The sequence below is a fragment of the Paenarthrobacter sp. GQ52 genome (assembly GCF_059759005.1).
The window spans coordinates 87,078-112,351 of sequence record NZ_JCAXEJ010000015.1 but is presented as its reverse complement, the minus strand read 5'-3'; the positions used below and the strand labels follow the sequence as shown (position 1 = coordinate 112,351).

Genomic DNA, 25,274 nt, shown 5'->3' with positions numbered 1-25,274 from the left:
CCCGGCGCCGGACACCATGACGTACCTGACGGCGCTGCTTCCTGTGGCCCAAGGGGTGGCGGTCTACGCTGCTCTTTGCCAGGCTGCTGATTCGGCCCGTTCCAGCGGGGATGCGGGCTCTGGTGTTGTCCCGACCCGTGGTCAAGTCATGGCCGATACCTTGGTCGAGCGCGTCACCGGCACACCCGGCGGGATTTCAGGGATCAACCTGGACCTTGTCATGACCGACCGCACCCTGTTCCAAGGCGACAGCGAACCGGCCCGGCTCAAGGGCTACGGAATCGTCCCGGCAGAATGGGGGAGGGAAATAGTCGGTTCGGGGCAAGCTGGCCAGGTCCACGCGAGAACGGCGGATACAGAGCTCACTGTCTGGCTTCGCCGGCTCTACACCGCGCCGGCCAGTGGTGAGCTCCTGAGCATGGACTCCAAAGCCCGGCTCTTCCCGGCGAGGCTTCGGCGTTTCATCGAAACCCGCGACCACACCTGCCGCACGCCGTACTGCGATGCGCCCATCCGGCATATCGACCATGTGGTTCCTTGGCGTTCCGGAGGGAAAACAAACCTCGCCAACGGTGCAGGTCTATGCGAGGCGTGCAACCACACCAAGGAAAACCCCGGCTGGACCAGCAAAACCGTCCATGCTGACGTGCACGGGGGTATACACACCCTGGAAATCAGCACCCCCACCGGACACAGCTATCAATCGAAAGCCCCACCCCTACCCGGACACCACCCCTCCAGAACGTAGACATACGCCGCAGATGTCCTGGTGCTGCCCACCTCAATGCGCCTTCAAGAAACTTCTGAAAAAAGTTCGTAGCCCGCGTAACCCTTTGGGGTGCCGCGACGATTACGTCATTGAAAGGGCCGAGCTGGAATTTGTCCCCCATCATGTTCCAGCTCGGTTCTTCCTTGTTTCGGGAGAGTTTGATCTCCGGGGAGGTCTCGGAAAGTTTGGCCTCCGGCGAGTTGGCCGGGGAGTTGGTCGGGATAGCGGGTCCTTCCACGGAAGGGCGCGGAGAGCAGTTACCCTTGGTGGGGTCGTCCGTTGGTGACAAGGCGGATGTCCAGGCCCAAGTAACGGACCTGCCGCCGATCGAAAGCCTCATTCTGTGACCGACGCATTGACCGATGAAGCGCTACATGCACTCAAGGGCAATAACGCGGAACTGTTCGGCGCCGTCTACCAGACTTATGCCGGCCAGGTTCTCGGCTATCTGACGGCCAAAGGTGTGCAAGACCCGGAAGCAATCACCCAGGACGTGTTCTTGGCAGTTCTGCCCCGACTGGATGACATCAGCGGCGGGATTCACGGCCTCCGGACCTTCATCTTCTCGGTGGCTCATGCCCGCATGGTGGATGAGCATCGGAAGCAAAGCAGGGCACCGGAACACCACGAGTTTGAGCCGGAACGGGATACTCGGGAAGTGAGTTCCGCGGAGGCGGAAGCCATGGGTCTTTTGGCGCCCAAAGAGGTCATGAGGCTTTTGGACTACCTTGGTGACGACCAGCGGGAGGTCTTGACGCTTCGAATCGTGGCAGGCCTGACCGTTGAACAGGTTGCCGACATCATGGGGAAATCCGCCGGGGCAGTAAAACAACTGCAGCGGCGGGCACTTATTACGCTCCGTGAGCACTCGGCAGTAAAGGAATACGTGTCGCCATGACATACAGGGATAGTGAACGCGAAGCAATCGTGGAGGAGCTGCTACTCGACGCCGATGCTGTCATTGCCACTGATGCTGATGCTGATGCTGATGCCACGTCCGGCGTCCGGCAGGCGCTCCTCTCATTGAGTTCCTTCGCCAACCTTGCAGCCCCAACTCCGAGTGCGGAGCTTTCCGCCATGCTGGCTGGTCCGCACGATGAAGTCTCCAAACGTCGCTGGAGGCACAAACACCGCACGGCGGTAGTGAGCGTAGCCGTGGTGGCAGCGATGGGCCTAGGCGTCAGCGGTGTTGCCGCTGCCAGTTCCGGCTTCACCCGGAACCCTTCCTTCGTTGATGAACTTCTGGGCAACGTCCGGCCTCAGCCAGTGGCCGCCGCACCGGTATTTCCGATTCCCGACGCCCCGCGCGTTAGCACGGAACCCGCTCCTGTCGTGGATCCTGCAGCTGTTCCACCGATCCCAACCGCTTCATCCATACCCGTGCCAAGCCGCGTTGAACCTACCCAAACTCCCGCACAGGCACAGGCACAGGCACAGGCACAGGCACAGGATGTGCTTCCCGTCCCCGCTCCCGCCGGCCCCGCACAGAGCGGCTCCACGCCGGGCAACTCCGCACCGGGCAACTCTGCGCCGGGTGGCTCCGCGCCGGGTGGCTCCACACCGGGCAGTGCCGCGCCGAACCTGCAGACAAAGCCCGCCCCGATCAAGGCGGAGAAGCAGCAATCCGCTAAGCCTGATGCTTCACTGCAGGGTGCCGGGAAGCCGACGCCTGCTTTGCCGGGACCGAACGCCACCAAGCCCGCACACGTGCCTCCCGGTCTGGGCAAGCAACTGACGGGCAAGCAACTGACGGGCAAGCAACTGACCGACAAACAGTTAAAGACAGCTGCGGACAAGTGGAAGCAGTGGCTTAAGCACGGCGACCGACGCTAGGAAGGGAACGGCCGACTAAGGAAACCATGCCTAACGTGCAGGATATTCGGCAAAGCTGCTCGTAGAAGGCCGGAGTAGGCTTGGGTCATGATGCATGTCAACGATCCGGCCGTCGTCGAGCGGTTGATGCGAACAAAAGGCACTTGGGCCATCGTTGGCCTCAGCACCAACCCGTGGCGCTCCGCGCATGACGTCTCGCTGTACGTACGGGACACCATGGGGATGGAGATCATCCCCATCAACCTCAAGGGCGAGGACGTGCACGGCGAAAAAGGGTATGAAACCCTCGCGGACATCCCCGAGGCCAGGCACCCCATCGATGTTGTTGACTGCTTCGTGAACTCCCAACGCGTGGGCGCAGTGATTGACCAGGCGATTGCGATCGGCGCAAAGGCTGTTTGGCTCCAGCTCGGCGTCTTTGACGACGACGCCGTGCAGCGTGCACGTGAGGCCGGACTCGACGTGGTGGTCAACTCCTGCCCGGCACGTGAAGGCTGGCAGTACGGCCTGTGATTCGGGGACACATTCCTCTGCTAGATTGCAGCTGAATCATTTCTTGAGTCTTGGGGGACAACCATGTTCGGTGGCCATTCTGCGGTGCCTGTTTCCACGCCCAGCAGACGGGCCGTCTTCAGTGTTTTAGGCGCTTCCGTGGTGGCCGGATTGACGGCGTGCACTGCCGCTGAAAGTTCGACGCCGGCGCTGACGCCCAGTGGCGCTGCTGTATCGCCCGAGGTGCCGGGGGCGAACGGTGCGCTGGCAGTCGGAGGCGAGGTTCCGACGTCGTCCGCTTCTCCAACTCCCACGCTGACGGCCACCAAACGCATCCGCCGCACGTTTATCCCGGATTACCAGCTGCCGCCGATCGTTGGTGGGCTGGCTCCGGTGATCACCAAAATCGAGACCAAGCATCCGGTGGTCTTCCTGACCATTGATGACGGCAACATCAAAACGCCGGAGTCGATCAAGCTCCTGGCGGAGTACGACTATCCGTCGTCGCTGTTCCTCACCAAGGACACCATCGCGGACAACCCGGCTTTCTTCAACGCGTTCAAAGCCCAGGGCAGCCTGATCGAGAACCACACGGTCACTCACAACATCAACATGGTGAGGCAGTGGGGCTATCAGCAGCAATTGAACGACATGGTGGGAATGCAGGAGTACGCGCTCCAGCACTACGGCCGCCGTCCTACGCTTTTTCGGCCCCCGGGAGGCGCCTACTCCAACGTGATGCGCCAGGCCGTTGCTGATGCAGGAATGAAGGCAATCGTTACGTGGGAGGCGAAGGCGAACGCCGGGAAGATGGACTACCAGGTGGGCAATTCACTGCGTCCCGGTGACATTGTGCTCATGCATTTCCGGGCTGAGTTCGCCGCTGACCTCGCTGCTTTCCGCGCTGCCCAGTTGGCGGCGGGACTTGAAGTGGTGCTGCTGGAGGACTTCCTGGGCGTGGCGTAGGCGGGGCATCAGCATGGCCCGCCGCCCGGAGCGCCAGTAGGCTCTCCCCATGGATGTTTCCACCCTCCGCTCGATTTGCCTTGGCTTTCCCGGCGCGTTCGAAGACTTCCCGTTCGGTCCCGAGACCTCCGTGTTCAAGGTGCGTTCCGCCGTCGCGGGTGGTTCGCGTCAGGAGGCCAAAATGTTCGCGTTGTCCACCATGGATCCGGACAACTGGTCCGTGAGCCTTAAATGCGAGCCGGCGTTGGCTGAACAACTCCGGGCAGCAAACCCTGAAATCACCGGTGCCTGGCATATGAACAAGACGCACTGGAACGGTGTCCGCCTGGACGGCGCCCTGCCGGATGACATGATCCGGGACATGGTGGAGGACTCGTATGACCTGGTGGTGGCGACGCTGAGCCGCAAGCAGCAGGAACAACTTGGCTGGGCCAGGCTCGCAAAACCACAGCGCAACTGACACGCCCGCAAACCCCTCCCCACGGCGCTGACATGGGACTAGATTGATACTGCATACCTAAAGACCTCAGTCACTGGCTGGTCAGGAGCGGTTTGATGCTGGATCAGAAGACACTGGACCACCTATGGAACTTTCGCGATCCTGCATCTTCCGAGGCAGCGTTCCGCGCCGCGATGGTCGAGGAAATGTACGACGCCGACGAGCGCGCTGAGTTGGCAACCCAGCTTGGGCGGGCCATTGGTTTGCAGGGCCGGTTTGAAGAGGCCGATGCCCTCCTGGACGAAATTGACGACGACGAGCCAACTGTTGGTGTGCGGATCCTCCTTGAGCGCGGTCGGGTTCTTAACTCCGACGGGCGGGCCGCCATGGCTGTGCCTCTCTTGGAGCAGGCGGCGGAGTTGGCGGACCATCTTGGTGAGGAATTCCTGGCTGTCGATGCCCTGCACATGCTCTCCATCGCAGATGCTGCCAACGCCGAAGTGTGGATGCGTAGCGCCCTTGAATATGCGTCCACAGCCCATGATGAGCGAACCAAGCATTGGATGATTGCTTTGCACGCAAGCCTTGGTGCGTTTCTGCAGGATAAAAACCGGCTCACCGAAGCCCTGGTGGAGTTCCAATTGGCCGAACAATGGGCGGCACGACTGGGAACTGAGCGGCAGAGGGCCATGGCACGGCAGGCAATCACAGTGTGGAAAAGCCCTCGCAGAAGGGCCGTAGAAAGATCACGCTTTGACAAATGTTGATCGAAACTGCCAAGAAAGATTGATTTTCGATCATTCGTGGTGAATTATGTCACAGAAGGTTGGTGCTGCCAGAGCGCCTACCCAGACTGTCTGACTGAACGGCTTTCCCGCCGCAACAGTCGACACTACGAGTCACTGGAGGGTTTAGAAATGAACGTTCAGCACCAGTCCGTCGGACGCCGTGGATTCCTGCGCGGAGCACTCGCAGCAGCCGTGCTCGTGCCCATGGGTGGAACCATTGCTTCCTGTGCCGCAGGTGGCGGCGGCACTACCACCGGCCCCACCGGCACTGTTTCGGACACCAACCCGTTCGGCATGGCGGAAAAGGCCACCCTCGACGCCGTGATCTTCAAGGGTGGCTACGGCATCGACTATGTCGAGTTCGCCGGCAAGATCTTCGAAAAGACGCACGAGGGCTCCACCGCCAAGATCGCCCCGTCCACCGATATCGCCCAGGAGCTCCAGCCGCGGTTCGTCGGTGGCAACCCGCCGGACCTGATCGACAACTCCGGTGCAAAAGCCATCGGCTTCAGCACCATCCTGGCCCAGCTCGAAGACCTTACCCCCCTTGTGGAGGCAAAGAACCTCGAAGGCAAGGTCATCAAGGACACCCTGTACACCGGCGTACTGGCTCCAGGTACTTTCGACGGCAAGCTTGCTGCCCTGAACTATGTGCTCACGGTGTTCGCCATGTGGTACTCGGATTCCCTCCTCAAGGAAAACGGCTGGACCCTGCCAAAGACCTGGGATGAGATGTACACCCTGGGCGAGCAGGCCAAGGCCAAGGGCAAGTACCTGTTCGTATGGGGCAAGGAAGCTGCCACGTACTACCAGGAAATGGCGATCGCGTCCGCCGTCAAGGAAGGCGGCGACGAAGTCCGCATCGGCTTGGAGAACCTCACTGCTGACTCGTGGTCCCACCCGGCTATCCAGTCCGTTTTCACTGCGCTGGACAAGATCGTGAAGGCCGGCTTCTTCAAGCCCGGTGGCTCCGGCACCCAGTTCACGGCAGCTCAGGCGCAGTGGACCAACGCCCAGGAGGCCGTGTTCTACCCGTCAGGTTCCTGGATTGAAAACGAAATGAAGGACCAGACCAAGGCCGGCTTCAACATGATGGGAGCGCCCGTGCCCACGGTCAGCGCCAGCCCCAAGCTGCCTTACACGTCCCTCCACAGCGCTGCGGGCGAGCCGTTCATTGTTCCCTCGCAGGGCAAGAACGCTGCCGGTGGCAAGGAATTGCTCCGCATCATGCTGTCCAAGGAGGCTGCAACCAACTTCGCCAAGACCAAACTGGCCCCCACCATCGTCAAGGACACGGTCCCGGCCGACGGCTTCGGTTCCACGGCACTGGTCTCGCAGACCAAGTTGCTCGCTGACGCCGGCGAGGACATCTTCACCTGGAACTTCATTGACCTCTACGGAACCAACAAGGACCAACTGGTGGTCTGGAACAGCTTCCTTGACGGCAAGTCGGACGTCGCAACCCTCACTTCCGCACTGCAGAACATCTCCGACAAGGTCCGTAACGACAGCTCGGTCAAGAAGATCGAAGTGAAGTGACTTCAGTGAAAACTCAGCAGAGCCGGAGCGACGACGGCCTGGCCGCCGTCGTTCCGGCAACGGCTCCGCAGCAGTTGGTTAAGCGGCGGCGGAAACCGTTGACATGGGACAAGGTCAGCTTCTTCGCGGTCTTCCTCGGACTGCCGCTGGCGATCTACCTGTTGTTCGTGATTTGGCCCTTCGTGCAAGCCTTCGGTTATTCGTTGACGGACTGGTCCGGTTTCTCTCCCAACCAGAACTTCATCGGCCTGGAGAACTACACCAAGATCTTCACGGACGACATCTTCATGAAGGCCATGGGAAACAACATCCTCCTGGTCATCTTCCTCCCCATCATCACCATCATCCTGAGCCTGGTGCTCGCATCATTGGTGACGGTTGGCGGCAGCAGCAAAGGCCAGATCAAGGGCCTGCGGAACTCCAGCTTCTACCGGGTTGTGTCGTTCTTCCCCTACACGATTCCGGCGATCGCGATCGGCATCATGTGGGGACAGATCTACGATCCCTCGGGTGGCCTGCTTAACGGCATCCTCACAGGGCTGGGCATGGACCAGTTCAAGGACTTTGCCTGGCTGGGTGACAAGAACACCGCAATGATCGCCACCATGTTCGTGATTGTCTGGGGCTTTGTTGGCTTCTACATGGTCCTGTTCGTGGCTGGTATCAAGGGCATTCCTGCCGAGCTTTTCGAGGCCGCCAGGATCGATGGTGCCGGTCGCTTCCGCACCGCGGTGTCCATCACCATTCCTCTGATTCGCGACAACATCCAGACTGCCTACATTTACATGGGCATCCTGGCTCTGGACGCGTTCGTTTACATGGCGGCACTGAACTCGGGCGGCGGCCCCGACAACTCCACGCTCGTGATGGCACAGCAACTGTTCTTCACCGCGTTCAGCAAGGGGCAGTTCGGCCTCGCCAGCGCCATGGGCGTTGTGCTGGCCGTTGCCACGCTGATCTTCTCCGGATTGGTCTTCCTGGTCAACCGGCTCACCGGCGGCGATAAGGATGTGAGCCTGTAATGAGTACCAAAGTCTCAACTCCGGAAATGAAGTCACTTCACTTCCAGCCGCGGACACCGGCAACCACTACGGGCGACAAAGTGGTGGGAGCGGTCTCGCACACAGCGCTGACCATCTGGACCCTCATCGTCATTCTTCCTTTGCTGTGGACGTTCATGTCCTCCTTCAAGACGTCCAGCGAGATCTTCGCGTCGCCGTTCGCCTTGCCGGGTGAATGGAAGCTGGACAACTACGTCAAGGCCTGGAGCGAGGCAGGCATCGGATCTGCCTTCCTCAACTCGGTGCTGGTGGTGGCCGTGGCACTGGTGATCGTCATGGTCCTCGGGGCCATGTGCGCCTACGTTCTGGCGCGCTACACCTTCCGGGGCAGCCGGGCCATTTACTACCTGATGCTCGCGGGCCTGACCTTCCCGATCTTCCTCGCCATGGTGCCGTTGTTCTTCGTCCTGAGGAACATGGGCCTCCTGAACACCCTGCCGGGACTGATCCTTGTGTACGTGGGCTTCGCGCTTCCGTTCACCGTGTTCTTCCTGTTCTCCTTCTTCAAGTCGCTGCCGCACGAAATCACTGAAGCAGCGGCCCTCGACGGAGCAGGGGAGTGGCGGACGTTCTTCCAGGTCATGCTGCCGATGGCCAAGCCGGGCCTCGCCTCGGTTGCCATCTTCAACTTCCTGGGCCTCTGGAACCAGTTCCTCATTCCGGTGTCCATCAACGCAGCCGGTCCTCGCGTCCTTTCCCAGGAACTCGCGGCCTTCGCCGGCCAGATGGGCTACGCCGTGGACTACGGCGCGCTGTTCGCGGCCGTCAGTGTCACCGTCATTCCGGTGCTCATCGTCTACGTGATCTTCCAGCGCCAGCTGCAGGGTTCCGTTTCGCAGGGCACCTCCAAGTAACACAACCAAGCTAAAACAGCCTTCGACGGCGGTCCTCACCTTAAGGTGCGGGCCGCCGTCGGGCGTTGACTCTGAAAAGATGGAACGGATTCTGTAGTGCAACGAAAGGCAGCAGCCCGTGATCTTTATTGTGGTCAAGTTCAACGTCAAGCCCGATTGGTCTGAGCGCTGGCTGGACTTGGTGGCCGACTTCACCAAGGCGACCCGCGAAGAGCCCGGCAACTTGTGGTTCGACTGGTCCCGCAGTGTGGACAACCCGAACGAGTTCGTCCTGGTGGAAGCCTTCCAGGATGATGCCGCTGAGGCCCATGTGAACAGCGAGCACTTCAAGAAGGCCATGGCGGACATGCCGCAGGCCCTCGCGGAGACTCCCCACATCATCAGCCGCCAGTTCGAGGGCAGTGGCTGGGACCGCATGGGCGAGCTGACTATCGACTAGCGGCTGTACCGCATCCACCCACTTTGGAACCAAAACCGCCCCCGACACACCTTCAAAGAGGCGTGTCGGGGGCGGTTGTGATTCAAAGAAGGTCGTGGCGGCACAGGCCCTCGACCGTACTACTCAGAACATCCAGGGAATCTCGGCATGGCCGAAGTCGCTGAATGAGCCAAAACGGCCGGCCTTGAACGCCAGCACCTCGCCGTCCCGGTCCCGGCACGTGGTGACCTGGCCGAAGAAGACCTGGTGATCTCCGACGTCGTACTGCTGCACAACGGTGCAATCAGCTTGGGCGAGGGCGCCCTTGATGACCGGAAGCCCGCTGTCTGTGACGTCGAAGTCTCCTTCAGCGAAGCGGTTCCCGCCGCGGACAGCGAACCGCCGGGCCACCGACTCCTGCTTGGCGCCGAGGATGGATACCGCGAACTTACCGCTCTCCATCAGGGCCTCGCCCGTCCGGGTACCGAAGTTCAGCGAGATCATCAGAATGGGCGGTTCCAGGCTGATGGAGGTCAGCGAGCTGATGGTCATCCCGTATTGCTCGTCCTCGTGCTGGGTGGTGACCACGGCGACGCCGGTGAGGAATCGGCCCATGGCGCGGCGCATCCCCATGGCGTCGGGGATGGTGAAAGCTGGTGCCAGGCTCATGTCAGTTGCTCCGCTCCGCGTAGTACCGGACCTCGAACATCTTGGCGCCGTTTTCGGAAACCCATGGTCCGTGCTCCATCCCGGGAGGCCGCGTTGCCCAGTCGCCGGCCTTGAAGGTCTTGCCGAGGCGCTGGTCAACGAACGAGCCTTCGAAAATGAAGACCTCTTCCCAGAAATCGTGAGTCAGAACTCCGTTGGGGGAAGTGTCCGTTCCGGGCTCGAACTTCAGGATGCGCGTGACGCTGTCGTTGTCCGAGTCGCGGGCGAGGATGGCCTCGGAGAGGCCCTCAATGTGTGGGTTGCAGGGTGCGAAGTCCACCGAGGATACAGGCGTGAACTCCACTTCGGGCTTTGCCATGGCTAGGCTCCTTCCATGCCGTCGCCGGCCCCATTGACTGTGCTTTCGATGCTGTACGAACCCAGGAATGTGTCCAGCTCCGCAACCAGAGCGTCATAGCCGTAGTTCCTGTACGTGTAAGCACCGCGGACCACGAACGGAGCGCCGGCATAGAACATTTCGTACTGCTGGTGGCGGCCAGCGAACTCGGAACCGATGATGTCCCAGGCAAGCTTGAACAACTTGACGCGTTCTTCGCTGGCAACGCCCGGGGACTGGACGTAGCGCTCCATGTCCGGCCGGGTCACGCTGCTGGTCATGTCGGCGATGCTGGACGGCAGCTGCAGGACACCGCCGCCTACCAGGTCGCGGAGGATGGAAATCACGCGGGGGTAGGTCTCTGACTGCAAGCCCATGGCCCCGTAAAGTGCGCTCTTGCCCGGAACCCTCATGCCGGCGTCGTCCGTGGTTGCTGTGTATTCGGCGGCGAGGACGGCTGACTCAACGGACTGCACAATGGCGGCGAGCTCGCCGAGCTTCTCCTGCACGCCAGGGATCTTGTCCGTGCCGTTGACCTGCGTGACCTTGCGGGCAACGGAGGCGATGAACTTCAGCTTGGTGGAGAAGCGGATCTGGGCTTGCCAGTTGCCCAGGGCGTGGGCGCCGGTGTCGAAGAACTGGCGGCGAAGGGTTTCGATGTTCCGGTTGATGAACACCCGGTCCCACGGAATGAGCACGTCGTCGAAAACAACCAAGGCGTCAGGCTCGTCGTAGTGGCTGGTCAGCGGGTAGTCGAACTCGCTGGTGGCAGCCGGCGCGAACGGACGGCGGCAGTACAGCTTCAGTCCGTCGGTTGCCACCGGGATGGCGAAGCTGACCGCGAAGTCAACATCGTCCGGGCCCAGGGGCTTGATGCAGGTGACAAAGACTTCGTCGGCAATGGCGGCGCCTGTGGCGAGCATCTGCGAACCTCGGACAATGATGCCCTCCTCGGTTTCACGCACGACGCCGACCTGCAGGTATTCGCCTTCCCAACCGGACGCCGTGGTTGCGCGGGAAACCTGCGGGGGAATGATCGCATAGGAGAGGTACAGGTTCTCGGAGAGGATCTTCTTGTAGTACCGCTCCACGTTGCCGGCAAAGTCACGTTCGTCGTTCTTGAAGACGTCCGGATGGGAACCGAACGCCGCGAAGAACGTTCCGACGTGGTCGGGGCTGCGGCCCACCCAGCCATGGGTGTGTTTGGCCCACTTTTCGATTGCCTGGCGGCGAAGGACCAGCTCTTCCTGCGTGCGGGGGGCGGCGAAGGTGCGGTTGGCCGGACCATTGATCTCATCCGAGTGGAACTGCATGCCGTTGGCGGGATCGGCTGCGATATCGAACAGCTCGGCCATGGTCCGGGCAACGTTCGCGAAGGCCGGGTGCTCCAGGACGTTGCCGACTACCTCGCCGTCGAGGATCACTGTCCGGCCGTCGTTCAGGGACTTCAAATACTGCTTTCCGGTTCTCATCGGAGTGAGCCTTTCTTGATTTTGTAGTTATGTTCAATGGTGGTCCCATTCGGGAAGGAGAGCTCCAACTTCCAGGAAGTTCCGTCGACGAACTTCCCGTTCAGCAGCGGAAGCGTGCCTCCCAAGCACATGAAATCAGCGTCGCCGATGTCGGTTCGTGCGAGAAGGCGCTCGACGACGTCGGCCGGCTTGAGGAGGCCGCTCAGCGAACCTTCCTGGTACAGGGCGCCGTCAACCCATGAACGGGCTGTGCATTCGTCGAGATCCAGGTCTTTCAGTGATTCGACGGCAATCACCTCGTTTGAGACGGGCTTGGGGCATGCCCGCTTGGAGTCGCCGATGTCGCGGGCTTCGATGTCCCGGTCTGTGTGGTCGGAGCCGATACCGAGGTAGTACTTTCCGTCGTGGCGGATGTAGAGGGGCTCGATCTCGCCGGACGTCAGGTTCTCGGTGGTGTCATGTTCACCCGAGGTCTCGAACAGGTCCGAGTCCATCCGGTAAAACATGGGAACCTCCGGTGGGGGAGCCACGCCGATTGCGGCGAGCTCATCGATGTGATGCTGGACTGCCTTGGGATCGCGGCCCGTGTAGCCGGCCACTACTGCATGGAAGTCGGTGATGACGATTGTCTGGTCGGTGCCCACCACCCTGAAGGTGAGCGGGACTTGCCTTGTGGTTTGCTGTGTTTGCATTGGGTTTCCTCTAAACAGTCAACGTGTTGTAAGCGGGTAGGCGATCGCCAATGACGGGAAACTCTTGGCGGACTGACTGGACCTGACGGGGATCGATGTCCACCATCAGCACCGTTTCGTCTGAGCCTGCCTCGGCGATGACATTGCCGCCCGGGTCCACCACCCGGCTGTGCCCACCAAGGTCTACACCTTCCTGGTTACCGGCAGCGTTGCAGGCGATCACGAAGATCTGGTGTTCCAGTGCCCTGGCTGTGGTGAGCAACCGCCAGTGTTCCCGCCTGGCAGCGGGCCAGGCCGCGGGTACGATCACGATGTCCGCGCCGCGGGTGCTCAACTCCATCCACAACCCGGGGAAGCGGAGGTCGTAACAGGTGATGCCGGCAACGGCGCCGAACGGCAGCGGGACTACGGGAAGTGAGGAGCCGGCAGTGAGCAGGCTGGCCTCCTTGGACTTGTAGCCGAAGACGTGGATCTTCCGGTACGTGTGGATCACTTTGCCGTCCGGCCCCAGCAGGATGGAGGTGTTGCTGAGCTGGCCGTCCTCACCGGCCTCGATGATGCTGCCGAGGTGAAGGTAGACACCCAACTCCGCCGCTACCCGCGAGCACATGGAGACCGTTGGTCCATCCAATGTTTCCGCGAGGTCCTCATAGGCATCGAAGTGGAAGTAGCCAGCGCTCCAGAGTTCAGGGAGCACGATGAGCTCTGCACCGTTGATGCCCCGAAGGATGGCTTCCACGCGATCAATCCGTTCCTCACGGGTTTCGGAGTCCGGGCTGGCCACTTGGACGAGTGCGATTTTCATGCTTGTTCCTTATCCAGGGCTGGGGTCGGGTCCCTGTCCAGGTCGCTGAGCTTCAGGCCCTTGGTTTCCTTGGCGAACATCACGGAGACCATGGAGATCAGGCCCATGGCCGCGAGGTAGATGCCGATCGCGTAGCCGGTGCCGAAAGCGCTGTAGAGAGCCAAGGCGATGATGGGAGACAATGAACCTGCGATCAGCGAAGCCAGGTTGTAGGACACTGAGGTTCCGCTGTACCGGACGTCCGTGGGGAAGAGTTCGGAGAAGAACGCTCCGATCACTGAGCTGTAGGCCGCGAAGATCAGGAGCCCTCCCACAGCTGCGGCAATGATGCCCCACACCTGGCCGGTGTTCAGCAGGAAGAAGAACGCGAAGGCCCACACCATGGTGGCGATCGAGGCACCAATCAGGATTGGTTTACGGCCCACCTTGTCTGCGTAGACGGCGAGGATGGGAATGGCGACGACGGCGACGCCCTGGCCGATCATGACGGCGGTAAGGCCTGTCTGCCTTTGCAGCCCCATGATCTGGGTGACGTACGTGATGATGAACAGCGAGTAGATGTAGAAGCCTGCGTTTTCGCCCATCCGGCTGCCGGTGGCGATGAGGATTTCACGCCAGTTGCGGCGGAACAGGATGGTCAGTGGCAGCTTCCGTTCCTTGTTGCCTTCGGCTTCGCGCTTCCGCTGTGCTTCCTTGAACAGCGGGGTTTCCTGCACGTAGAGCCTCAGGATGAGGCCAATGACAACCAGCAGTGCGGACAATCCGAACGCAATGCGCCAGCCCCATGCCAGGAATTCGCTCTCCGGCATGGTGGCGGCCAGGATGGCCAGGACGCCGGCGGCCATCAGGTTGCCCAGGGGCGGACCCATGTTTGGCCAGGAGGACCAGAAAGCGCGCCGGGTGCTCTCATTGCTGTGTTCGGAAACCAGCAGGACGGCACCGCCCCACTCACCGCCGAGGGCAAAGCCTTGGATCAGGCGGAGCAGCAGGAGGAGCAGAGGTGCTGCCAGACCAATAGCGGCGTAGGAGGGGATGAAGGCGATCAGGGTTGTAGCCACGCCCATGAGCATCAGGCTGGCAACCAAGGTGGCTCGACGACCATGCTTGTCGCCGAGGTGTCCCAGGACTATTGCGCCGATGGGACGGGCAAGGAAACCGGCTGCGAACGTTCCCAAGGCAAGCATGGTGCCAACCATGGGATCGTCGGTGGGGAAATAGAGCTTGTTGAATACCAGCGCGGCCGCGGTGCCGTAGAGAAAGAAGTCATACCATTCGACGGCGGTGCCGGCGAGGCTCGAAGCAGCAACGACGGGCAGGCTGGAGTGCTTCTGTCGCCTCAGTTCTGCTTTCTTCAATTCGGTCATTGTGGGGGTCCTTTTGCGGGGAGATTCCGATGCGTGAGCGGTGTCACTAAGAAGACTGTAGACGAGTTGTATACAACCTGTCTATATTTGAAACAGAAGTTTTTTCAGCACTCCGCTCCGTTCTGAATGCAACTCGTATACTGGGCTAGCGAGAAAGGCTCTGCATGATCCAGATGACCCCCACTGCGCAGTCGCAGCCAGAAGTGGCCTACCAGTGGATGAAAAGTTACATCGCAGCGCTCCCTCGCGAGGAGGAAACCTTCCTCAATGAAGGGGTCCTGGCAAAGACCACTGGCACATCACGGACACCTGTGCGTGAAGCCTTGCTGCGCCTCGAAGCCGAGGGATTCGTCAAGCGCGTCCCGCATAAAGGCGCCTACGTCCCGCCGATCTCAGACCCCGATGTCCGCGCCATCCTGCAGGCCAGGGCGGTAGTGGAAAAGTGGGCGGTCTCAGCCGTGGAGACCATGCCTGACGCCCAGATCGACGCCTTCCAGCGCATCATTGACCAGCAGCAGGAAGCGCGGGAAGACCCAGCCAGGTTCATTGAACTGGATACCGAATTCCACACCCTGATGGTCCGGGCAGGGGGCAACCCCGTGCTTGCCGATTTCTATGCTTCCCTCCGGCAAAAGCAGCTCAGGATCGGCGTCAAGGCAGTCAGCCAAGGCGCCGATCGCGCCGGGGACGTCCTCCGTGAACACCAGTTGATCGTTGACGCGCTCCGCAGCCGAATCCTCGACGCCGCGCATCAGGCCATTGATGCCCATCTGGACTCCACCCGCTTGGCGGTCATCGGCTACTGAGCCCTGCTAGTCCTCGCTGTGCAGCTCCCGCTGCCGTGCGCTCAGCAGCTCAAACTCAGGCCGGGCAGCCACGAACCGTTCAACGGCGTCGAGCACTTGCTGAAGGCGCGCGTGGTCGGGGGCCACCACAGCTGCCCCCACCAGCGCTCGCCTATGTTGGTCCTGCATGCCCGTTTCAGCGGCAGAAACCTCGAAACGCCGCTTGAGCTCAGCCACGAGGGGCCGTACCAGCGACCGCTTCTCCTTGAGGCTATGGACATCGCCCAAAAGGACGTCGAACTCAATCCAACCGATCCACATGGTTCATTATTACTTGCCTGCATCTTGAGCCAATCTTGAGCAAAATTCGCATCCAGGTTGAGTAAGCCCCGGGACACTGAACTCAAAGGCCGGAGGGTGACCAGCTGAGGGGGTTGGACATGGAGCTCGATGCATTCTCGGTGAGGGTCGCGCTGGGCGTGGTTACGGTGACCCTCCTGGTGCTGTTCTGTACTTCATTCCACCGCACGCGCTCGCCGTATGCGGGCTGGTGGAGCCTAGCCTTGCTCGAGTTCATGGCGGGGAATGCCGCCTTCCTCCTCAACGGAACCCCCCACCAGCAATGGGCCAACCCCTTGGGCAACGTCCTGGTGGTGGCAGGCGCTTTCAGCGTGTGGGCCGGAGCGAAGACCCTCCGGGACCGGAAAGCCGCGTCATGGCAGCTGGCTCTTGGTCCGGCCGTCACGGCTATCGCATCCTTTCTGGAAAGCCCCGGGAGTAACGTTTGGTCCGGAGGCCTCGTTTATCTGGCCATGATGACGTTGGGCATAGCGTTGGCCGCGTACGATCTCTGGTTCATCAAGTCTTCGCATTCGCAAGTCCACAAAGCCCTGTCCATCGCCGCAGGCCTGCTGGCAGCCTATTATCTGGGCCGCTGGATGGTTTATGCCCTCGAAGGGCCGGGCAGTTACACGTTCCGCACGTATTTTGGGCCCGGACCGTCAGCGCTGATATCGATGGTTCTCCTGGTCACGGTGTCCTTCAGCATGACGGCCCTGACCAGCGACCAACTCATCAAAGGCCTCCGGGAGCGTGCCACCCGCGACCATCTCACAGGACTCCTCAACCGCGGAGCATTCCTGGACCTCGCCACCACGGAACTTGAGCGCCTTCACTCCACAGGGTCTGGCGCCGCCGTAGTCCTGGCCGACCTGGACCACTTCAAAGCCGTCAACGACGAACACGGTCACGGGGCAGGGGATGTGGCCTTGCAGGCATTCGCTGATGTTTGCACAGCCTCGGTCAGGTCCACAGATCTCATCGGACGCTATGGAGGCGAAGAGTTCGTCCTCTTCCTGCCGGGAGCTACGCAGGACCGGGCCGAGAACATCGCTACGGAAATCAGCCGCCGGATGGCAGCCTTGCCGACTCCAGAGGGCGTTGTCTTCCCCACCATCAGCTACGGAGTCACATCAAGCATTCCCGCTGCAGCCGACCTCAATTTCATGATCGAGGTAGCGGACGCAGCCCTTTACAGCGCGAAAGCGCAAGGAAGAAACAGGATTGTAGGAGCCCACCGCCCCGAGGCGGCCACTATCGCGGATGAGGCAAGATCATGACCTTCAACGAACTCACCACCCGGATCCAGATCCAGCACACCCAGGAACTATCCGCGTTCCGGCAAGGCATCACAAGCCCTCCTTACAAAGCTGGAACACCCACAATGCTGAACGCGGACCGGCGTTCGGTAAGGATGAGTCCCGTTCAATCGGTGGAGGACAGCAACGCGAACCTCACCATCGTGGCCGACGTCGAAGGCCTTGCCTGGTTCACGGCGGACAAGGGCCTCCTGGGCAGCTGCATCACAGTGTCCATTGCCGGTCACCGCAGGAACACCGGTACCCGCGTGCACCTCCCCCTCGCAGAATGCGACGCTTGGATTGAGGCGATCCTAGGCGGGGCATGGATCACGCACGTGTACCGCGCCGGAAACAAGGTGGAACCGGACGGCAGGCTGGACATTGCGTCATACCGGCTGTTCCTGGACGAACGCCGTAACCCAGTGGCCAAACCGCAGGCTGTCGCCGACTCCAGCCTGCGACGCTTGGAAGAGTCGTGAGAGGCTCCAAGCCCCACAGGTTGATCCCCCTTGATTCACGGATCGAAAAATTGGAGCGGCACGTGCAGGCGCTGATGGAGGAGCTCCACAGAGCACGCTATGAACAACGCCGCGAGGCCCTTACGGACGCCCTTACCGGGCTCGGCAACCGCCAAGCACTGGTGAATTCCTTCATCGAAGCCCAAGCAGCCACGGCCAACGGCGCCGTCCCGCCGGCACTTCTCCTCCTGAACCTGGATGGGTTCAAGGCACTGAAAAACTCCGCAGGCCACGCCGCAGCGGACCAGATCCTGGTCACCGTTGCCATGCGCATCCGCTCGGCCGTCCGGGAGAACGACGTCGTCACCCGCCTTGGGGGCGACGAATTCGCGGTGCTGTTGCCCGCTACCCCGCAAAGCCGGGCCACCGCCGTCGGGAACCGCGTCCTGGCCGCGCTGGAACCGAACATCGACCTGGGCAACAACAGCATCCGCTGCGGCGCAAGCCTTGGGCTGCGCACCGCTGAACCACATCACAGTATCGAGGACCTTCTGCAAGAGGCCGATCTGGCCATGGAAGAATCCAAAAACGAGGGCAGGAACAAGCTCAAAGTCTTCGATCCTTCCACCCTTCACGCGCGGCAACTCCAGCGGCAAATAGTGGGAGAGCTCCGCGAAGCCATCCGTTCTGATCAGTTGGTCCTCTTCTACCAACCGATCGTGGAGCTTTCCACTGGCAGGATCGAAGGCTGCGAAGCTTTGGTTCGCTGGAACCACCCCGTTCATGGACTGATCATGCCGGACCAGTTCATTCCCGTTGCGGAGGCCACTGGCCTGATCGCGGAATTGGGCAGGTGGGTCCTGCGGACGGCCGTCGGCCAGTTACGACGGTGGCGGGATAATGCGGCCACCAAACAGCACGACTTCTCCATGCGCATCAATGTTTCTGCCGCCGACCTTCAAAGCCTCGAGTTCGTGGACGACGTCGGTGAAGCCCTGGCGGAGGAGAGCCTGGCCCCGGAATCACTGGTGCTGGAGCTCACCGAGAGTGCCATCATCCACAACAACGAGCTGGACCGCTACACCTTGGCAAGCCTGCACAGGCTGGGAGTCGGACTCGAGATCGATGACTTCGGCGCCGGGTACTCCTCCATGGGCTACCTGCGGAAACTTCCTGTGGACCGGGTAAAAGTGGACCGGCAGTTCGTAAAGGACCTGGGCAAGGACCCTTCGCAGCTCGGCTTCGTGGCCGCCATCCAGGAAGTCATCCGCTCCTGTGGCCTGGAAGGCGTTTGGGAGGGGATCGAGACCGCCGAACAGGCGGAGGCGCTCCGGAGTATCGGCTGCGCAAGCGGGCAAGGGTATTACTTCGGGCGGCCCTTGCCGGAGAAGGAATTCACGGAGCAGTTGGCCCGCCAAGTGGTGTGGCCGGCTTAAACAGGAACGCGGGGCCACATATAGGTGGCCCCGCGTTGTTTTTGCCTGCTCTTAGCCGAAGTACTTCGGGAGGGTGGCTTCGTGTGCTTCGCGGAGAGCGTCCAGGGAGAGCTCGTCGACACCGTTGATCTCCAGCTTTCCGCCGGCAGCGTCAACAACGCCGATCCGGAGGTGGGCGAAGCCGCGGGCGGTGCACATGTCCTTGAAGCGGACTTCTTCGGATCGCGGGACGGACACGATGGCCCGGGCCTGCGACTCGGAGAAGAGGGCGGTGAACAGGTCCACGCCGTCGCGTTCCATGAGTTCTTCAAGGGCGATGCGGGCACCGACACCGTAGCGCAGCGAGGACTCAACCAGGGCGGCCGCCAGGCCACCTTCGGAGAGGTCGTGTGCTGCGTCAACCATGCCGTCACGTGAAGCGTTGATCAGGATCTCGCCCAAGCCGCGCTCAGCTGCGAGGTCAACCTTCGGAGGCAGGCCACCAAGGTGTCCGCGGAGGTTGGACCATTCGGAACCGTCCAGCTCTGCTGCGGTGGTGCCCAGCAGGTAGATGGCCTGGCCGTCCTCGCGCCAGCCCGACGGCGTACGGCGGGCGACGTCGTCGAGCTTGCCCAGAACTGCCACCACGGGGGAGGGGTGGATCGGCGTGGTGCCGGTCTGGTTGTAGAGCGAGACGTTGCCGCCGGTGACCGGGATGCCGAGTTCCATGCAGGCGTCCGAGAGGCCACGGATGGCTTCGGCGAGCTGCCACATAACATCCGGGTCCTCGGGGGAACCGAAGTTCAGGCAGTCGCTGACGGCCATCGGAACAGCACCCGAGGTGGCAACGTTGCGGTAGGCCTCAGCCAACGCGAGCTGTGCACCCTGGTAGGGCTCCAGGTAGGTGTAGCGGCCGTTGGCGTCGGTTGCCAGGGCGACGCCCAGGCCGGTTTCTTCGTCAACACGGACCACGCCGGCATCGTCCGGGTACGCCATGGCAGTGTTGCCGCCAACGTAGCGGTCGTACTGCTTGGTGATCCAGTCCTTGCTGCACATGTTCGGTGATGCCACGAGCTCGGTGACGGCTGCAGCAAGCTCCGAGGGAGCGGACGGACGGCCGGCATCCTCAACAGATCCGGTGAAGGAGTTGGCCTGGACCGAGTCCTGCCACTCCGGGCGGGCGAACGGACGGTCGTAGACCGGGCCGTCGTGCGCAACGGTGCGGGGATCGACGTCGACGATTACTTCGCCTTCCCAGGTGATGATGAGGCGACCTGTATCGGTGACCTCACCCAACCAGGAGTACTCCACGGCCCACTTGTCCATGACAGCTTCGAAGGCTGCGATGTTCTCCGGGGTGACAACGGCCATCATGCGTTCCTGCGACTCGGACATGAGGATCTCGCCCGGGGTCAGCGTGGGGTCGCGGAGCAGGACCGAGGTCAATTCCACCTCCATGCCGCCGTCGCCGTTGGAGGCGAGCTCGGACGTGGCGCAGGAGATGCCGGCAGCGCCGAGGTCCTGGATGCCTTCAACCAGAGAGCCCTTGAAGAGCTCCAAGCAGCATTCGATGAGGACCTTCTCAGCGAAGGGGTCACCCACCTGGACGGCCGGACGCTTGGACGGCTTGGTGTCATCGAAGGACTCCGAGGCCAGCACCGAAGCGCCGCCGATGCCGTCGCCACCGGTGCGCGCACCGAACAGGACAACCTTGTTGCCCTTGCCGGAGGCGTTGGCCAGTCGGATGTCCTCGTGGCGCATGACGCCCACGGCCAGTGCGTTCACCAGCGGGTTGCCCTGGTAGACGGAGTCGAAGACCATTTCGCCGCCGATGTTCGGCAGGCCAAGGCAGTTGCCGTAGCCGCCGATGCCGGCAACGGCACCGTGCATGACGCGGGCGGTATCCGGGTGGTCGATCGCGCCGAAACGCAACGGGTCCATCACGGCAACCGGGCGGGCGCCCATGGAAATGATGTCGCGGACGATGCCGCCGATGCCGGTAGCGGCACCCTGGTAAGGCTCAACGAACGACGGCGAGTTGTGGGACTCGATCTTGAACGTCACGGCCCAGCCGTCGCCGAGGTTGGTGACGCCGGCGTTTTCGCCGATGCCAACCAGCATGTCCTTCTTCATTTCCTCGGTGACCTTCTCGCCGAACTGGCGAAGGTGGTTCTTGGAGGACTTGTAGGAGCAGTGCTCGCTCCACATGACGGAGTACATGGCCAGCTCGGCGCCGGTGGGGCGGCGGCCCAGGACCTTGACGATCTCGTCGAATTCGTTCTGCTTCAAGCCCAGCTCAGCCCACGGGAGTTCCGTGTCCGGGGTCTTGGCAGCGTGCTCAACGGTGTCGATGTTGAACTTCTTGGTGGTTTCCGTGGTCACTTGTCGCCTCCCACAATCTTGGTCAAAACGGAGGTGAAGAAACCGAGGCCGTCGGTGTCGCGGGGTGCACCGTCAAGCGATTCCGGGCCGAAGCCGGTCTCCACAGCGTGCTCGGGGTGCGGCATGAGGCCCACCACGTTGCCGGCTGCGTTGGAGATACCCGCGATGTCACGACGGGAGCCGTTCGGGTTGAAGCCCACGTAGCGGAACACCACGCGGCCCTCAGCCTCAAGGGCATCCAGGGTCTTCTCGTCAGCGATGTACTGGCCGTCCTGGTTCTTCAACGGCACAATGATTTCCTGGCCGTCCGCGTAGTCCACGGTCCAGGCAGTGTTGGCGTTCTCCACGCGAAGTGTCTGGTCGCGGCAGATGAACTTCAGGTGGTCGTTCTTGATCATGGAACCGGGCAGCAAGTGCGACTCGGTCAGGATCTGGAAGCCGTTGCAAATACCCAGGACCGGGAGCTTCGCCTCGGAGTTGGCAGCATCGATGATCTTGGACATCAGCGGCGCGAAACGCGAAATGGCACCGGCGCGGAGGTAGTCACCGTAGGAGAAACCGCCGGGGACGATGACAGCGTCAACGTCGCCTAGTTCGGTATCTGCATGCCACAGGGAAACCGCTGTGCCACCTGCAAGCCGCACCGCACGGGCGGCGTCGCGGTCGTCAAGGGTGCCGGGGAAGGTCACGACGCCGATCGTGGCGCCGGCCAAGCGGGGTTCTGCGGCGACGGCCACTGCCTCGCCAATCAGGGGAATCGACGTCATATCAGGCCTCGACGACCTCGACGTTGACAACATCCTCGATCACCGGGTTGGACAGGAGAGTCTCGGCAGCTTCGCGGGCCTGGGCCAGGATAGCGTCGGTCACCTCGCCGTCGACGGTCAGTTCGAAGCGCTTGCCCTGGCGGACTGCGCTGAAGCTGTTGAAGCCGAGGCGGGGCAGAGCACCCACGATGGCCTTCCCCTGGGGGTCCAGAATCTCGGGCTTGGGCATGACGTCAACGACGATCCGGGGCATCCGGTAACTCCTGTGCGTGAGTTGGGTGAACCTTAAATAAGGCTGCCGCGGAGGTGCCGTCTCACGCCGTTCAGCCGCATCCAAACAGCGTTTTAGCACAGGGCTAAACACGTTGTGAACTGCAATGTTTGAACGGCATGGGGGGCGCTCCGCGAGCTTGCACACCTATTCTACCGGGATCAACGCACATACCCTATTCAGCCGGATTGCGCGAGGGCACCCCGCCGTGATGGCAGAAATTGCTGGCCGCGGTTGTCCGCCGTCACTAAGATTGCGGCATGGCTGAGAAACCGAAATCGATGGTGCTGGGCGTAGTGGCCGCAGCCGTTTTTGCAGGTCTGGGCCGAATGGTCATCCAGAAAATCATGGCGGACAGAGCCGCCCGGGAGCATCGCGTTACCGCGCCTTTGGACAAGGAAACGCGGGCCAGGATCAGCGACGCCCTGCGCACTCCAAGTAAGTAGGTCCTAATCTCCGGAGGGCCGATTTTCGGCGGAATGGCGCGGATTAGGGCACATACAAATGCGCTATTCAAAGCGGTTAAATGGTGTGATTCCGGCGTAGTTTGGAAGGACACCAGGGGTTCAGCCCCAGTACCTTTCAAGGGCCAGTACCTTTCAGGATCCACACCAGGAGGAACAATGACCGAACACATTGCCGAAGTATCCGCCTGTAGCGTTGGCACGTGCGGATTCAACCACAACGGTTGCACCGCATTCGGAATCACCATCGGCGGCAGCCAGGACCACGCTTCCTGCGCAACGTTCATTGACACCAATGCCATGGGCGGCCTTCCCAAGGTCCTCGCCCACGTAGGTGCCTGCCAGCGCTCGGAGTGCGTCCACAACAACAACCTCATGTGCGAGGCACACGACGTCAAGGTCGGGCCCGGCCGCGAAGCCGCCGACTGCCTGACGTACGAGCACTCCTGATAGTTCTTGCAAAAGCGGGCCTGACCTCCTTGGAGGTCAGGCCCGCTTTTCCATGCGCCTACCGTTGGGCTAGCCGCCCTTGGGGCTGTCGGCTTCCTTCATTTCCTGTTCCGCCGTGGCTTGGATCAGAGCCAGCAGTTCAGGATCCAGTCCTGGTGCGAACTCTTCCTTGCGCTCCGGGGACATGGTCATCGGGAAGCCGTCGGGCATGACATCGGTGGTTAGCTCGGTGCCATCGTTGGACGGGGAAGCTCCGCGGTAGAGCTTGCCGGCCTCGCTCAGGTTGTCGGCGCTGAAGGTGTACTGGATGCTCTGCAAGCCCTTATCCAACAGCTTCTTCACCTCGGGGAACTGCTCGGCGTTGGTCTTCGGAATGGGGAGGACCTTGCCCCAGTTCACTCCCAGGCTTTCCAGGGCCTTGGCGTACGCGTTCTCGTGGGCTTGGTCGCGAACGATGAGGTACGCGATCGTGGAGCGTGCCGTCTTGTTTTCCGTCATTTCGTAGATGCGGCACTTCTGTAGCCTGCCCGTTGACTCAAGCATCAGGTTGTAGAGCAGGTCCAGCACCAGGTTGCCACTGTTGTAGACATAGGAGCCGCTCCATGGGTTGCCTGCAGCGTCCACCGGAAGGGCGCCCTGGGCCCCCACCAGATAGTGATGGATGTTGCTGGTGTCCAGCGCGATCTTCAGGGGAGTGGCACCACCGGCGCCCGGTTGGTCCACAGGATCCGTTTTCTTGCCCTGGTAGCGCGGCGAGCCGTCCAGGAGCTGGGAAATGGTGGTTCCGATGAGTTCCACGTGGCTGATCTCTTCAGTGCCGATGCCTTGAAGGAGATCTTTATAGGGTTTCGAGGCGGCGTCGCCCCGGAAGTTCATGCTTTGGAAGAGGTACTGCATCATGGTGCGCATCTCACCGAATTGTCCGCCGAGACCTTCCTGGAGGGCGTTTGCTGCGGCGGGGTCGGGCTCGTCTGCGGCGATTTCGTTGATGAGAAGTTGGGTGTGCAGGTACATTGCGATTCCTCACGTTGTTCATGCTGCGTGTTTGGGATGGAAACCCTCTGCTGGCCACCCCGGACGCACCCACCATAAGCATGCTTACTATTTGGAGGCAATGAAAATATCGATTTGATTCCCAGGCGTTAGCCGGCAACTTGGTTGGTCAATGCGTTGCCTTCCTTGAGTGCCTCGATGTTGGCCAGCACGAGCTTGGCGGCGCCCTTGGGGCGGTTGCCGGCCACGTGGGGCGTGATGATCAGGTTCGGTGCACTCCACAGTTTGGAGTCGGCGGGAAGCGGTTCGTCCTTGGTGACGTCGACGGCGGCTACGCGCAGCCTGCCTTCGTGCAACGCTGCAAGCAGGGCGTCTTCGTCCACCGTGGCGCCGCGGCCGACGTTCACAAAGATGGCGGTGTTCGGGAGGGCGCGCAGGATGTCTTCGTTCAGGGCGTCCGCGGTTTCCGGGGTCGCCGGCAGGATGGAGACCAGGACGTCGGTGGTGCGCAGGACTTCGGGGAAGTCGTCGTCAGCCACTACGGGGAAGCCGTAACGCTCACCCTTGGAGCTGGCGACGCCGGTAACGTTCGCTCCCAAAGCGGCCAGCAGGGGAGCCAGTCGTCCGGCGATGGAGCCGAAGCCCCAAATGGTGACGTTGGCGCCGTCGAGCGTGTAGAGCTGCTCCGTGTCAGGCGCGGACTGGGCCGCGTTGTACGGCTGGTTCCAGGTGTAGCCCTTCTGGGAATCCATCAACTGGTCCATGCGGCGTACCGCCGCCAAAATCAGAGTCAGTGCGTGTTCGGCCACGGGGCCATCGTGAAGGGAGCGGCCGGACGTGATGGCCACGTTGTCCCCGAAGCCTGCTGCCAGCACTGAATCCGGGCCAGCTGCGAGCGTCTGGACAAGCCTCAGTTGGCGCATTTCCCTGGCTGCATCAGCCAGGTTGTCCGGGGTGTTCCGCCATACCACCAGCACCTCCGCGTCGCGGTGCTCGCCGGGGATGGGCTTGTCCACCTCATACACAACCACCTCGTCATCCGGCGTAGGAAGGTCCAGTTTGATGGTGTCGGGGACAAGGATTTTCACAGCGGCTCCGTTGCTAAAGTGGCT

29 protein-coding genes are annotated in these 25,274 nt (G+C 61.6%); 17 read left to right on the top strand and 12 right to left on the bottom strand.

Annotated features, from left to right (window positions below):
• The 11 genes from AC6CH8_RS17430 to AC6CH8_RS17380 form a co-directional block, all read left to right on the top strand.
• A partial coding sequence (locus AC6CH8_RS17430; protein WP_498191644.1) for an HNH endonuclease occupies window positions 1-748 on the top strand: 748 nt, incomplete at its 5' end.
• A gap of 364 nt (window positions 749-1,112) precedes the next feature.
• Window positions 1,113-1,667 carry an RNA polymerase sigma factor gene (locus tag AC6CH8_RS17425; RefSeq protein WP_498191643.1) on the top strand — a complete coding sequence of 185 codons (555 nt, stop codon included), beginning with the start codon at window positions 1,113-1,115 and terminating at the stop codon, window positions 1,665-1,667.
• The gene (locus AC6CH8_RS17420) at window positions 1,664-2,602 is read left to right on the top strand and encodes a hypothetical protein (RefSeq protein WP_498191642.1); all 939 of its coding nucleotides are present in this window, start codon (window positions 1,664-1,666) and stop codon (window positions 2,600-2,602) included. Before AC6CH8_RS17425 ends, AC6CH8_RS17420 begins: the two co-directional genes overlap by 4 nt.
• Window positions 2,603-2,689: 87 nt before the next feature.
• On the top strand, window positions 2,690-3,115 hold the full coding sequence (locus AC6CH8_RS17415; RefSeq protein ID WP_498191641.1) for a CoA-binding protein: 426 nt from the start codon (window positions 2,690-2,692) through the stop codon (window positions 3,113-3,115).
• A gap of 138 nt (window positions 3,116-3,253) precedes the next feature.
• Window positions 3,254-4,060 (top strand): polysaccharide deacetylase family protein, encoded by an 807-nt coding sequence (locus AC6CH8_RS17410; protein WP_498191639.1) that lies wholly within the window; start codon window positions 3,254-3,256, stop codon window positions 4,058-4,060.
• Between the two features lie 49 nt (window positions 4,061-4,109).
• Window positions 4,110-4,520: an MmcQ/YjbR family DNA-binding protein gene (locus tag AC6CH8_RS17405; protein ID WP_498191638.1), complete on the top strand. Its 411-nt coding sequence runs from the start codon at window positions 4,110-4,112 to the stop codon at window positions 4,518-4,520.
• A gap of 95 nt (window positions 4,521-4,615) precedes the next feature.
• On the top strand, window positions 4,616-5,266 hold the full coding sequence (locus tag AC6CH8_RS17400) for a hypothetical protein (RefSeq protein WP_498191637.1): 651 nt from the start codon (window positions 4,616-4,618) through the stop codon (window positions 5,264-5,266).
• 150 nt (window positions 5,267-5,416) lie between these two features.
• The gene (ngcE, locus tag AC6CH8_RS17395) at window positions 5,417-6,826 is read left to right on the top strand and encodes an N-acetylglucosamine/diacetylchitobiose ABC transporter substrate-binding protein (protein WP_402936692.1); all 1,410 of its coding nucleotides are present in this window, start codon (window positions 5,417-5,419) and stop codon (window positions 6,824-6,826) included.
• Window positions 6,827-6,831: 5 nt separating this feature from the next.
• Entirely contained in the window at window positions 6,832-7,848 is a 1,017-nt protein-coding gene (locus AC6CH8_RS17390) for a carbohydrate ABC transporter permease (protein ID WP_498191636.1), read from the top strand.
• A complete protein-coding gene (locus AC6CH8_RS17385) occupies window positions 7,848-8,741 on the top strand; it encodes a carbohydrate ABC transporter permease (protein ID WP_091465147.1) in 894 nt (297 codons plus the stop codon). Before AC6CH8_RS17390 ends, AC6CH8_RS17385 begins: the two co-directional genes overlap by 1 nt.
• A 118-nt stretch (window positions 8,742-8,859) precedes the next feature.
• Window positions 8,860-9,180 (top strand): putative quinol monooxygenase, encoded by a 321-nt coding sequence (locus AC6CH8_RS17380; RefSeq protein WP_498191635.1) that lies wholly within the window; start codon window positions 8,860-8,862, stop codon window positions 9,178-9,180.
• Between the two features lie 123 nt (window positions 9,181-9,303).
• On the opposite strand, the gene AC6CH8_RS17375 is transcribed toward AC6CH8_RS17380, so the two are convergent.
• Genes AC6CH8_RS17375 through AC6CH8_RS17350 form a run of 6 tightly spaced genes read right to left on the bottom strand, consistent with a single transcriptional unit; the run spans window position 9,304 to window position 14,537 of the window.
• Window positions 9,304-9,828, bottom strand: a complete 525-nt coding sequence (locus AC6CH8_RS17375) for a flavin reductase family protein (RefSeq protein ID WP_498191634.1) — start codon at window positions 9,826-9,828, stop codon at window positions 9,304-9,306.
• A 1-nt stretch (window position 9,829) separates the two neighbouring features.
• Window positions 9,830-10,186: a cupin domain-containing protein gene (locus tag AC6CH8_RS17370; RefSeq protein WP_091465153.1), complete on the bottom strand. Its 357-nt coding sequence runs from the start codon at window positions 10,184-10,186 to the stop codon at window positions 9,830-9,832.
• Window positions 10,187-10,188: 2 nt separating this feature from the next.
• Window positions 10,189-11,676 carry a 4-hydroxyphenylacetate 3-hydroxylase family protein gene (locus AC6CH8_RS17365; RefSeq protein WP_091465154.1) on the bottom strand — a complete coding sequence of 496 codons (1,488 nt, stop codon included), beginning with the start codon at window positions 11,674-11,676 and terminating at the stop codon, window positions 10,189-10,191.
• A complete protein-coding gene (locus tag AC6CH8_RS17360; protein WP_178993252.1) occupies window positions 11,673-12,368 on the bottom strand; it encodes a DUF2848 family protein in 696 nt (231 codons plus the stop codon). Before AC6CH8_RS17360 ends, AC6CH8_RS17365 begins: the two co-directional genes overlap by 4 nt.
• Before the next feature lie 10 nt (window positions 12,369-12,378).
• Window positions 12,379-13,173 carry a carbon-nitrogen family hydrolase gene (locus AC6CH8_RS17355; RefSeq protein ID WP_498191633.1) on the bottom strand — a complete coding sequence of 265 codons (795 nt, stop codon included), beginning with the start codon at window positions 13,171-13,173 and terminating at the stop codon, window positions 12,379-12,381.
• Window positions 13,170-14,537, bottom strand: a complete 1,368-nt coding sequence (locus AC6CH8_RS17350; protein WP_498191632.1) for an MFS transporter — start codon at window positions 14,535-14,537, stop codon at window positions 13,170-13,172. Before AC6CH8_RS17350 ends, AC6CH8_RS17355 begins: the two co-directional genes overlap by 4 nt.
• 164 nt (window positions 14,538-14,701) lie before the next feature.
• Between AC6CH8_RS17350 and AC6CH8_RS17345 the strand changes: the two genes are divergently transcribed.
• Window positions 14,702-15,343, top strand: a complete 642-nt coding sequence (locus tag AC6CH8_RS17345; protein ID WP_498191631.1) for a GntR family transcriptional regulator — start codon at window positions 14,702-14,704, stop codon at window positions 15,341-15,343.
• Window positions 15,344-15,349: 6 nt separating this feature from the next.
• Here the strand turns inward: AC6CH8_RS17345 and AC6CH8_RS17340 are convergent, their stop codons facing one another.
• Entirely contained in the window at window positions 15,350-15,643 is a 294-nt protein-coding gene (locus AC6CH8_RS17340) for a DUF503 domain-containing protein (protein WP_498191630.1), read from the bottom strand.
• 119 nt (window positions 15,644-15,762) lie between these two features.
• Here AC6CH8_RS17340 and AC6CH8_RS17335 point away from each other — a divergent pair, with 119 nt between their 5' ends.
• The 3 genes from AC6CH8_RS17335 to AC6CH8_RS17325 are packed head-to-tail and all read left to right on the top strand — an operon-like array spanning window position 15,763 to window position 18,856.
• A complete protein-coding gene (locus tag AC6CH8_RS17335) occupies window positions 15,763-16,941 on the top strand; it encodes a GGDEF domain-containing protein (RefSeq protein ID WP_498191629.1) in 1,179 nt (392 codons plus the stop codon).
• Entirely contained in the window at window positions 16,938-17,441 is a 504-nt protein-coding gene (locus AC6CH8_RS17330; protein WP_178993257.1) for a hypothetical protein, read from the top strand. Before AC6CH8_RS17335 ends, AC6CH8_RS17330 begins: the two co-directional genes overlap by 4 nt.
• Complete coding sequence (locus tag AC6CH8_RS17325) at window positions 17,438-18,856, top strand: putative bifunctional diguanylate cyclase/phosphodiesterase (protein WP_498191628.1); 1,419 nt, start codon at window positions 17,438-17,440, stop codon at window positions 18,854-18,856. Before AC6CH8_RS17330 ends, AC6CH8_RS17325 begins: the two co-directional genes overlap by 4 nt.
• 51 nt (window positions 18,857-18,907) lie before the next feature.
• Here the strand turns inward: AC6CH8_RS17325 and purL are convergent, their stop codons facing one another.
• The 3 genes from purL to purS are packed head-to-tail and all read right to left on the bottom strand — an operon-like array spanning window position 18,908 to window position 22,237.
• A complete protein-coding gene (gene purL, locus AC6CH8_RS17320; protein WP_178993259.1) occupies window positions 18,908-21,217 on the bottom strand; it encodes a phosphoribosylformylglycinamidine synthase subunit PurL in 2,310 nt (769 codons plus the stop codon).
• Window positions 21,214-21,984, bottom strand: a complete 771-nt coding sequence (gene purQ / locus AC6CH8_RS17315) for a phosphoribosylformylglycinamidine synthase subunit PurQ (protein ID WP_498191627.1) — start codon at window positions 21,982-21,984, stop codon at window positions 21,214-21,216. Before purQ ends, purL begins: the two co-directional genes overlap by 4 nt.
• Before the next feature lies 1 nt (window position 21,985).
• Window positions 21,986-22,237 carry a phosphoribosylformylglycinamidine synthase subunit PurS gene (gene purS / locus AC6CH8_RS17310; RefSeq protein WP_011773385.1) on the bottom strand — a complete coding sequence of 84 codons (252 nt, stop codon included), beginning with the start codon at window positions 22,235-22,237 and terminating at the stop codon, window positions 21,986-21,988.
• A 278-nt stretch (window positions 22,238-22,515) separates the two neighbouring features.
• Here purS and AC6CH8_RS17305 point away from each other — a divergent pair, with 278 nt between their 5' ends.
• Both AC6CH8_RS17305 and AC6CH8_RS17300 read left to right on the top strand, forming a co-directional pair.
• Window positions 22,516-22,701 (top strand): hypothetical protein, encoded by a 186-nt coding sequence (locus AC6CH8_RS17305; RefSeq protein ID WP_017198376.1) that lies wholly within the window; start codon window positions 22,516-22,518, stop codon window positions 22,699-22,701.
• A gap of 177 nt (window positions 22,702-22,878) precedes the next feature.
• On the top strand, window positions 22,879-23,169 hold the full coding sequence (locus tag AC6CH8_RS17300; protein WP_054808888.1) for a DUF1540 domain-containing protein: 291 nt from the start codon (window positions 22,879-22,881) through the stop codon (window positions 23,167-23,169).
• A 69-nt stretch (window positions 23,170-23,238) separates the two neighbouring features.
• Here the strand turns inward: AC6CH8_RS17300 and AC6CH8_RS17295 are convergent, their stop codons facing one another.
• Together AC6CH8_RS17295 and AC6CH8_RS17290 are read right to left on the bottom strand one after the other, a co-directional pair.
• Window positions 23,239-24,183, bottom strand: coding sequence for a manganese catalase family protein (locus tag AC6CH8_RS17295; protein WP_498191626.1), 945 nt, complete (start codon window positions 24,181-24,183; stop codon window positions 23,239-23,241).
• A gap of 128 nt (window positions 24,184-24,311) precedes the next feature.
• Window positions 24,312-25,250, bottom strand: a complete 939-nt coding sequence (locus AC6CH8_RS17290; RefSeq protein WP_498191625.1) for a phosphoglycerate dehydrogenase — start codon at window positions 25,248-25,250, stop codon at window positions 24,312-24,314.
• Between the last annotated feature and the right edge of the window lie 24 nt (window positions 25,251-25,274).

Bases quoted from the DNA above. Each gene is read 5' to 3' on its own strand.
- AC6CH8_RS17420 (WP_498191642.1), top strand. From the start codon at position 1,664: ATGACATACAGGGATAGTGAACGCGAAGCAATCGTGGAGGAGCTGCTA.
- AC6CH8_RS17415 (WP_498191641.1), top strand. From the start codon at position 2,690: ATGATGCATGTCAACGATCCGGCCGTCGTCGAGCGGTTGATGCGAACA.
- AC6CH8_RS17405 (WP_498191638.1), top strand. From the start codon at position 4,110: ATGGATGTTTCCACCCTCCGCTCGATTTGCCTTGGCTTTCCCGGCGCG.
- AC6CH8_RS17400 (WP_498191637.1), top strand. From the start codon at position 4,616: ATGCTGGATCAGAAGACACTGGACCACCTATGGAACTTTCGCGATCCT.
- ngcE (WP_402936692.1), top strand. From the start codon at position 5,417: ATGAACGTTCAGCACCAGTCCGTCGGACGCCGTGGATTCCTGCGCGGA.
- AC6CH8_RS17385 (WP_091465147.1), top strand. From the start codon at position 7,848: ATGAGTACCAAAGTCTCAACTCCGGAAATGAAGTCACTTCACTTCCAG.
- AC6CH8_RS17375 (WP_498191634.1), bottom strand. From the start codon at position 9,828: ATGAGCCTGGCACCAGCTTTCACCATCCCCGACGCCATGGGGATGCGC.
- AC6CH8_RS17370 (WP_091465153.1), bottom strand. From the start codon at position 10,186: ATGGCAAAGCCCGAAGTGGAGTTCACGCCTGTATCCTCGGTGGACTTC.
- AC6CH8_RS17365 (WP_091465154.1), bottom strand. From the start codon at position 11,676: ATGAGAACCGGAAAGCAGTATTTGAAGTCCCTGAACGACGGCCGGACA.
- AC6CH8_RS17360 (WP_178993252.1), bottom strand. From the start codon at position 12,368: ATGCAAACACAGCAAACCACAAGGCAAGTCCCGCTCACCTTCAGGGTG.
- AC6CH8_RS17355 (WP_498191633.1), bottom strand. From the start codon at position 13,173: ATGAAAATCGCACTCGTCCAAGTGGCCAGCCCGGACTCCGAAACCCGT.
- AC6CH8_RS17350 (WP_498191632.1), bottom strand. From the start codon at position 14,537: ATGACCGAATTGAAGAAAGCAGAACTGAGGCGACAGAAGCACTCCAGC.
- AC6CH8_RS17345 (WP_498191631.1), top strand. From the start codon at position 14,702: ATGATCCAGATGACCCCCACTGCGCAGTCGCAGCCAGAAGTGGCCTAC.
- AC6CH8_RS17340 (WP_498191630.1), bottom strand. From the start codon at position 15,643: ATGTGGATCGGTTGGATTGAGTTCGACGTCCTTTTGGGCGATGTCCAT.
- AC6CH8_RS17335 (WP_498191629.1), top strand. From the start codon at position 15,763: ATGGAGCTCGATGCATTCTCGGTGAGGGTCGCGCTGGGCGTGGTTACG.
- AC6CH8_RS17330 (WP_178993257.1), top strand. From the start codon at position 16,938: ATGACCTTCAACGAACTCACCACCCGGATCCAGATCCAGCACACCCAG.
- purQ (WP_498191627.1), bottom strand. From the start codon at position 21,984: ATGACGTCGATTCCCCTGATTGGCGAGGCAGTGGCCGTCGCCGCAGAA.
- purS (WP_011773385.1), bottom strand. From the start codon at position 22,237: ATGCCCCGGATCGTCGTTGACGTCATGCCCAAGCCCGAGATTCTGGAC.
- AC6CH8_RS17305 (WP_017198376.1), top strand. From the start codon at position 22,516: ATGGCTGAGAAACCGAAATCGATGGTGCTGGGCGTAGTGGCCGCAGCC.
- AC6CH8_RS17300 (WP_054808888.1), top strand. From the start codon at position 22,879: ATGACCGAACACATTGCCGAAGTATCCGCCTGTAGCGTTGGCACGTGC.
- AC6CH8_RS17295 (WP_498191626.1), bottom strand. From the start codon at position 24,183: ATGTACCTGCACACCCAACTTCTCATCAACGAAATCGCCGCAGACGAG.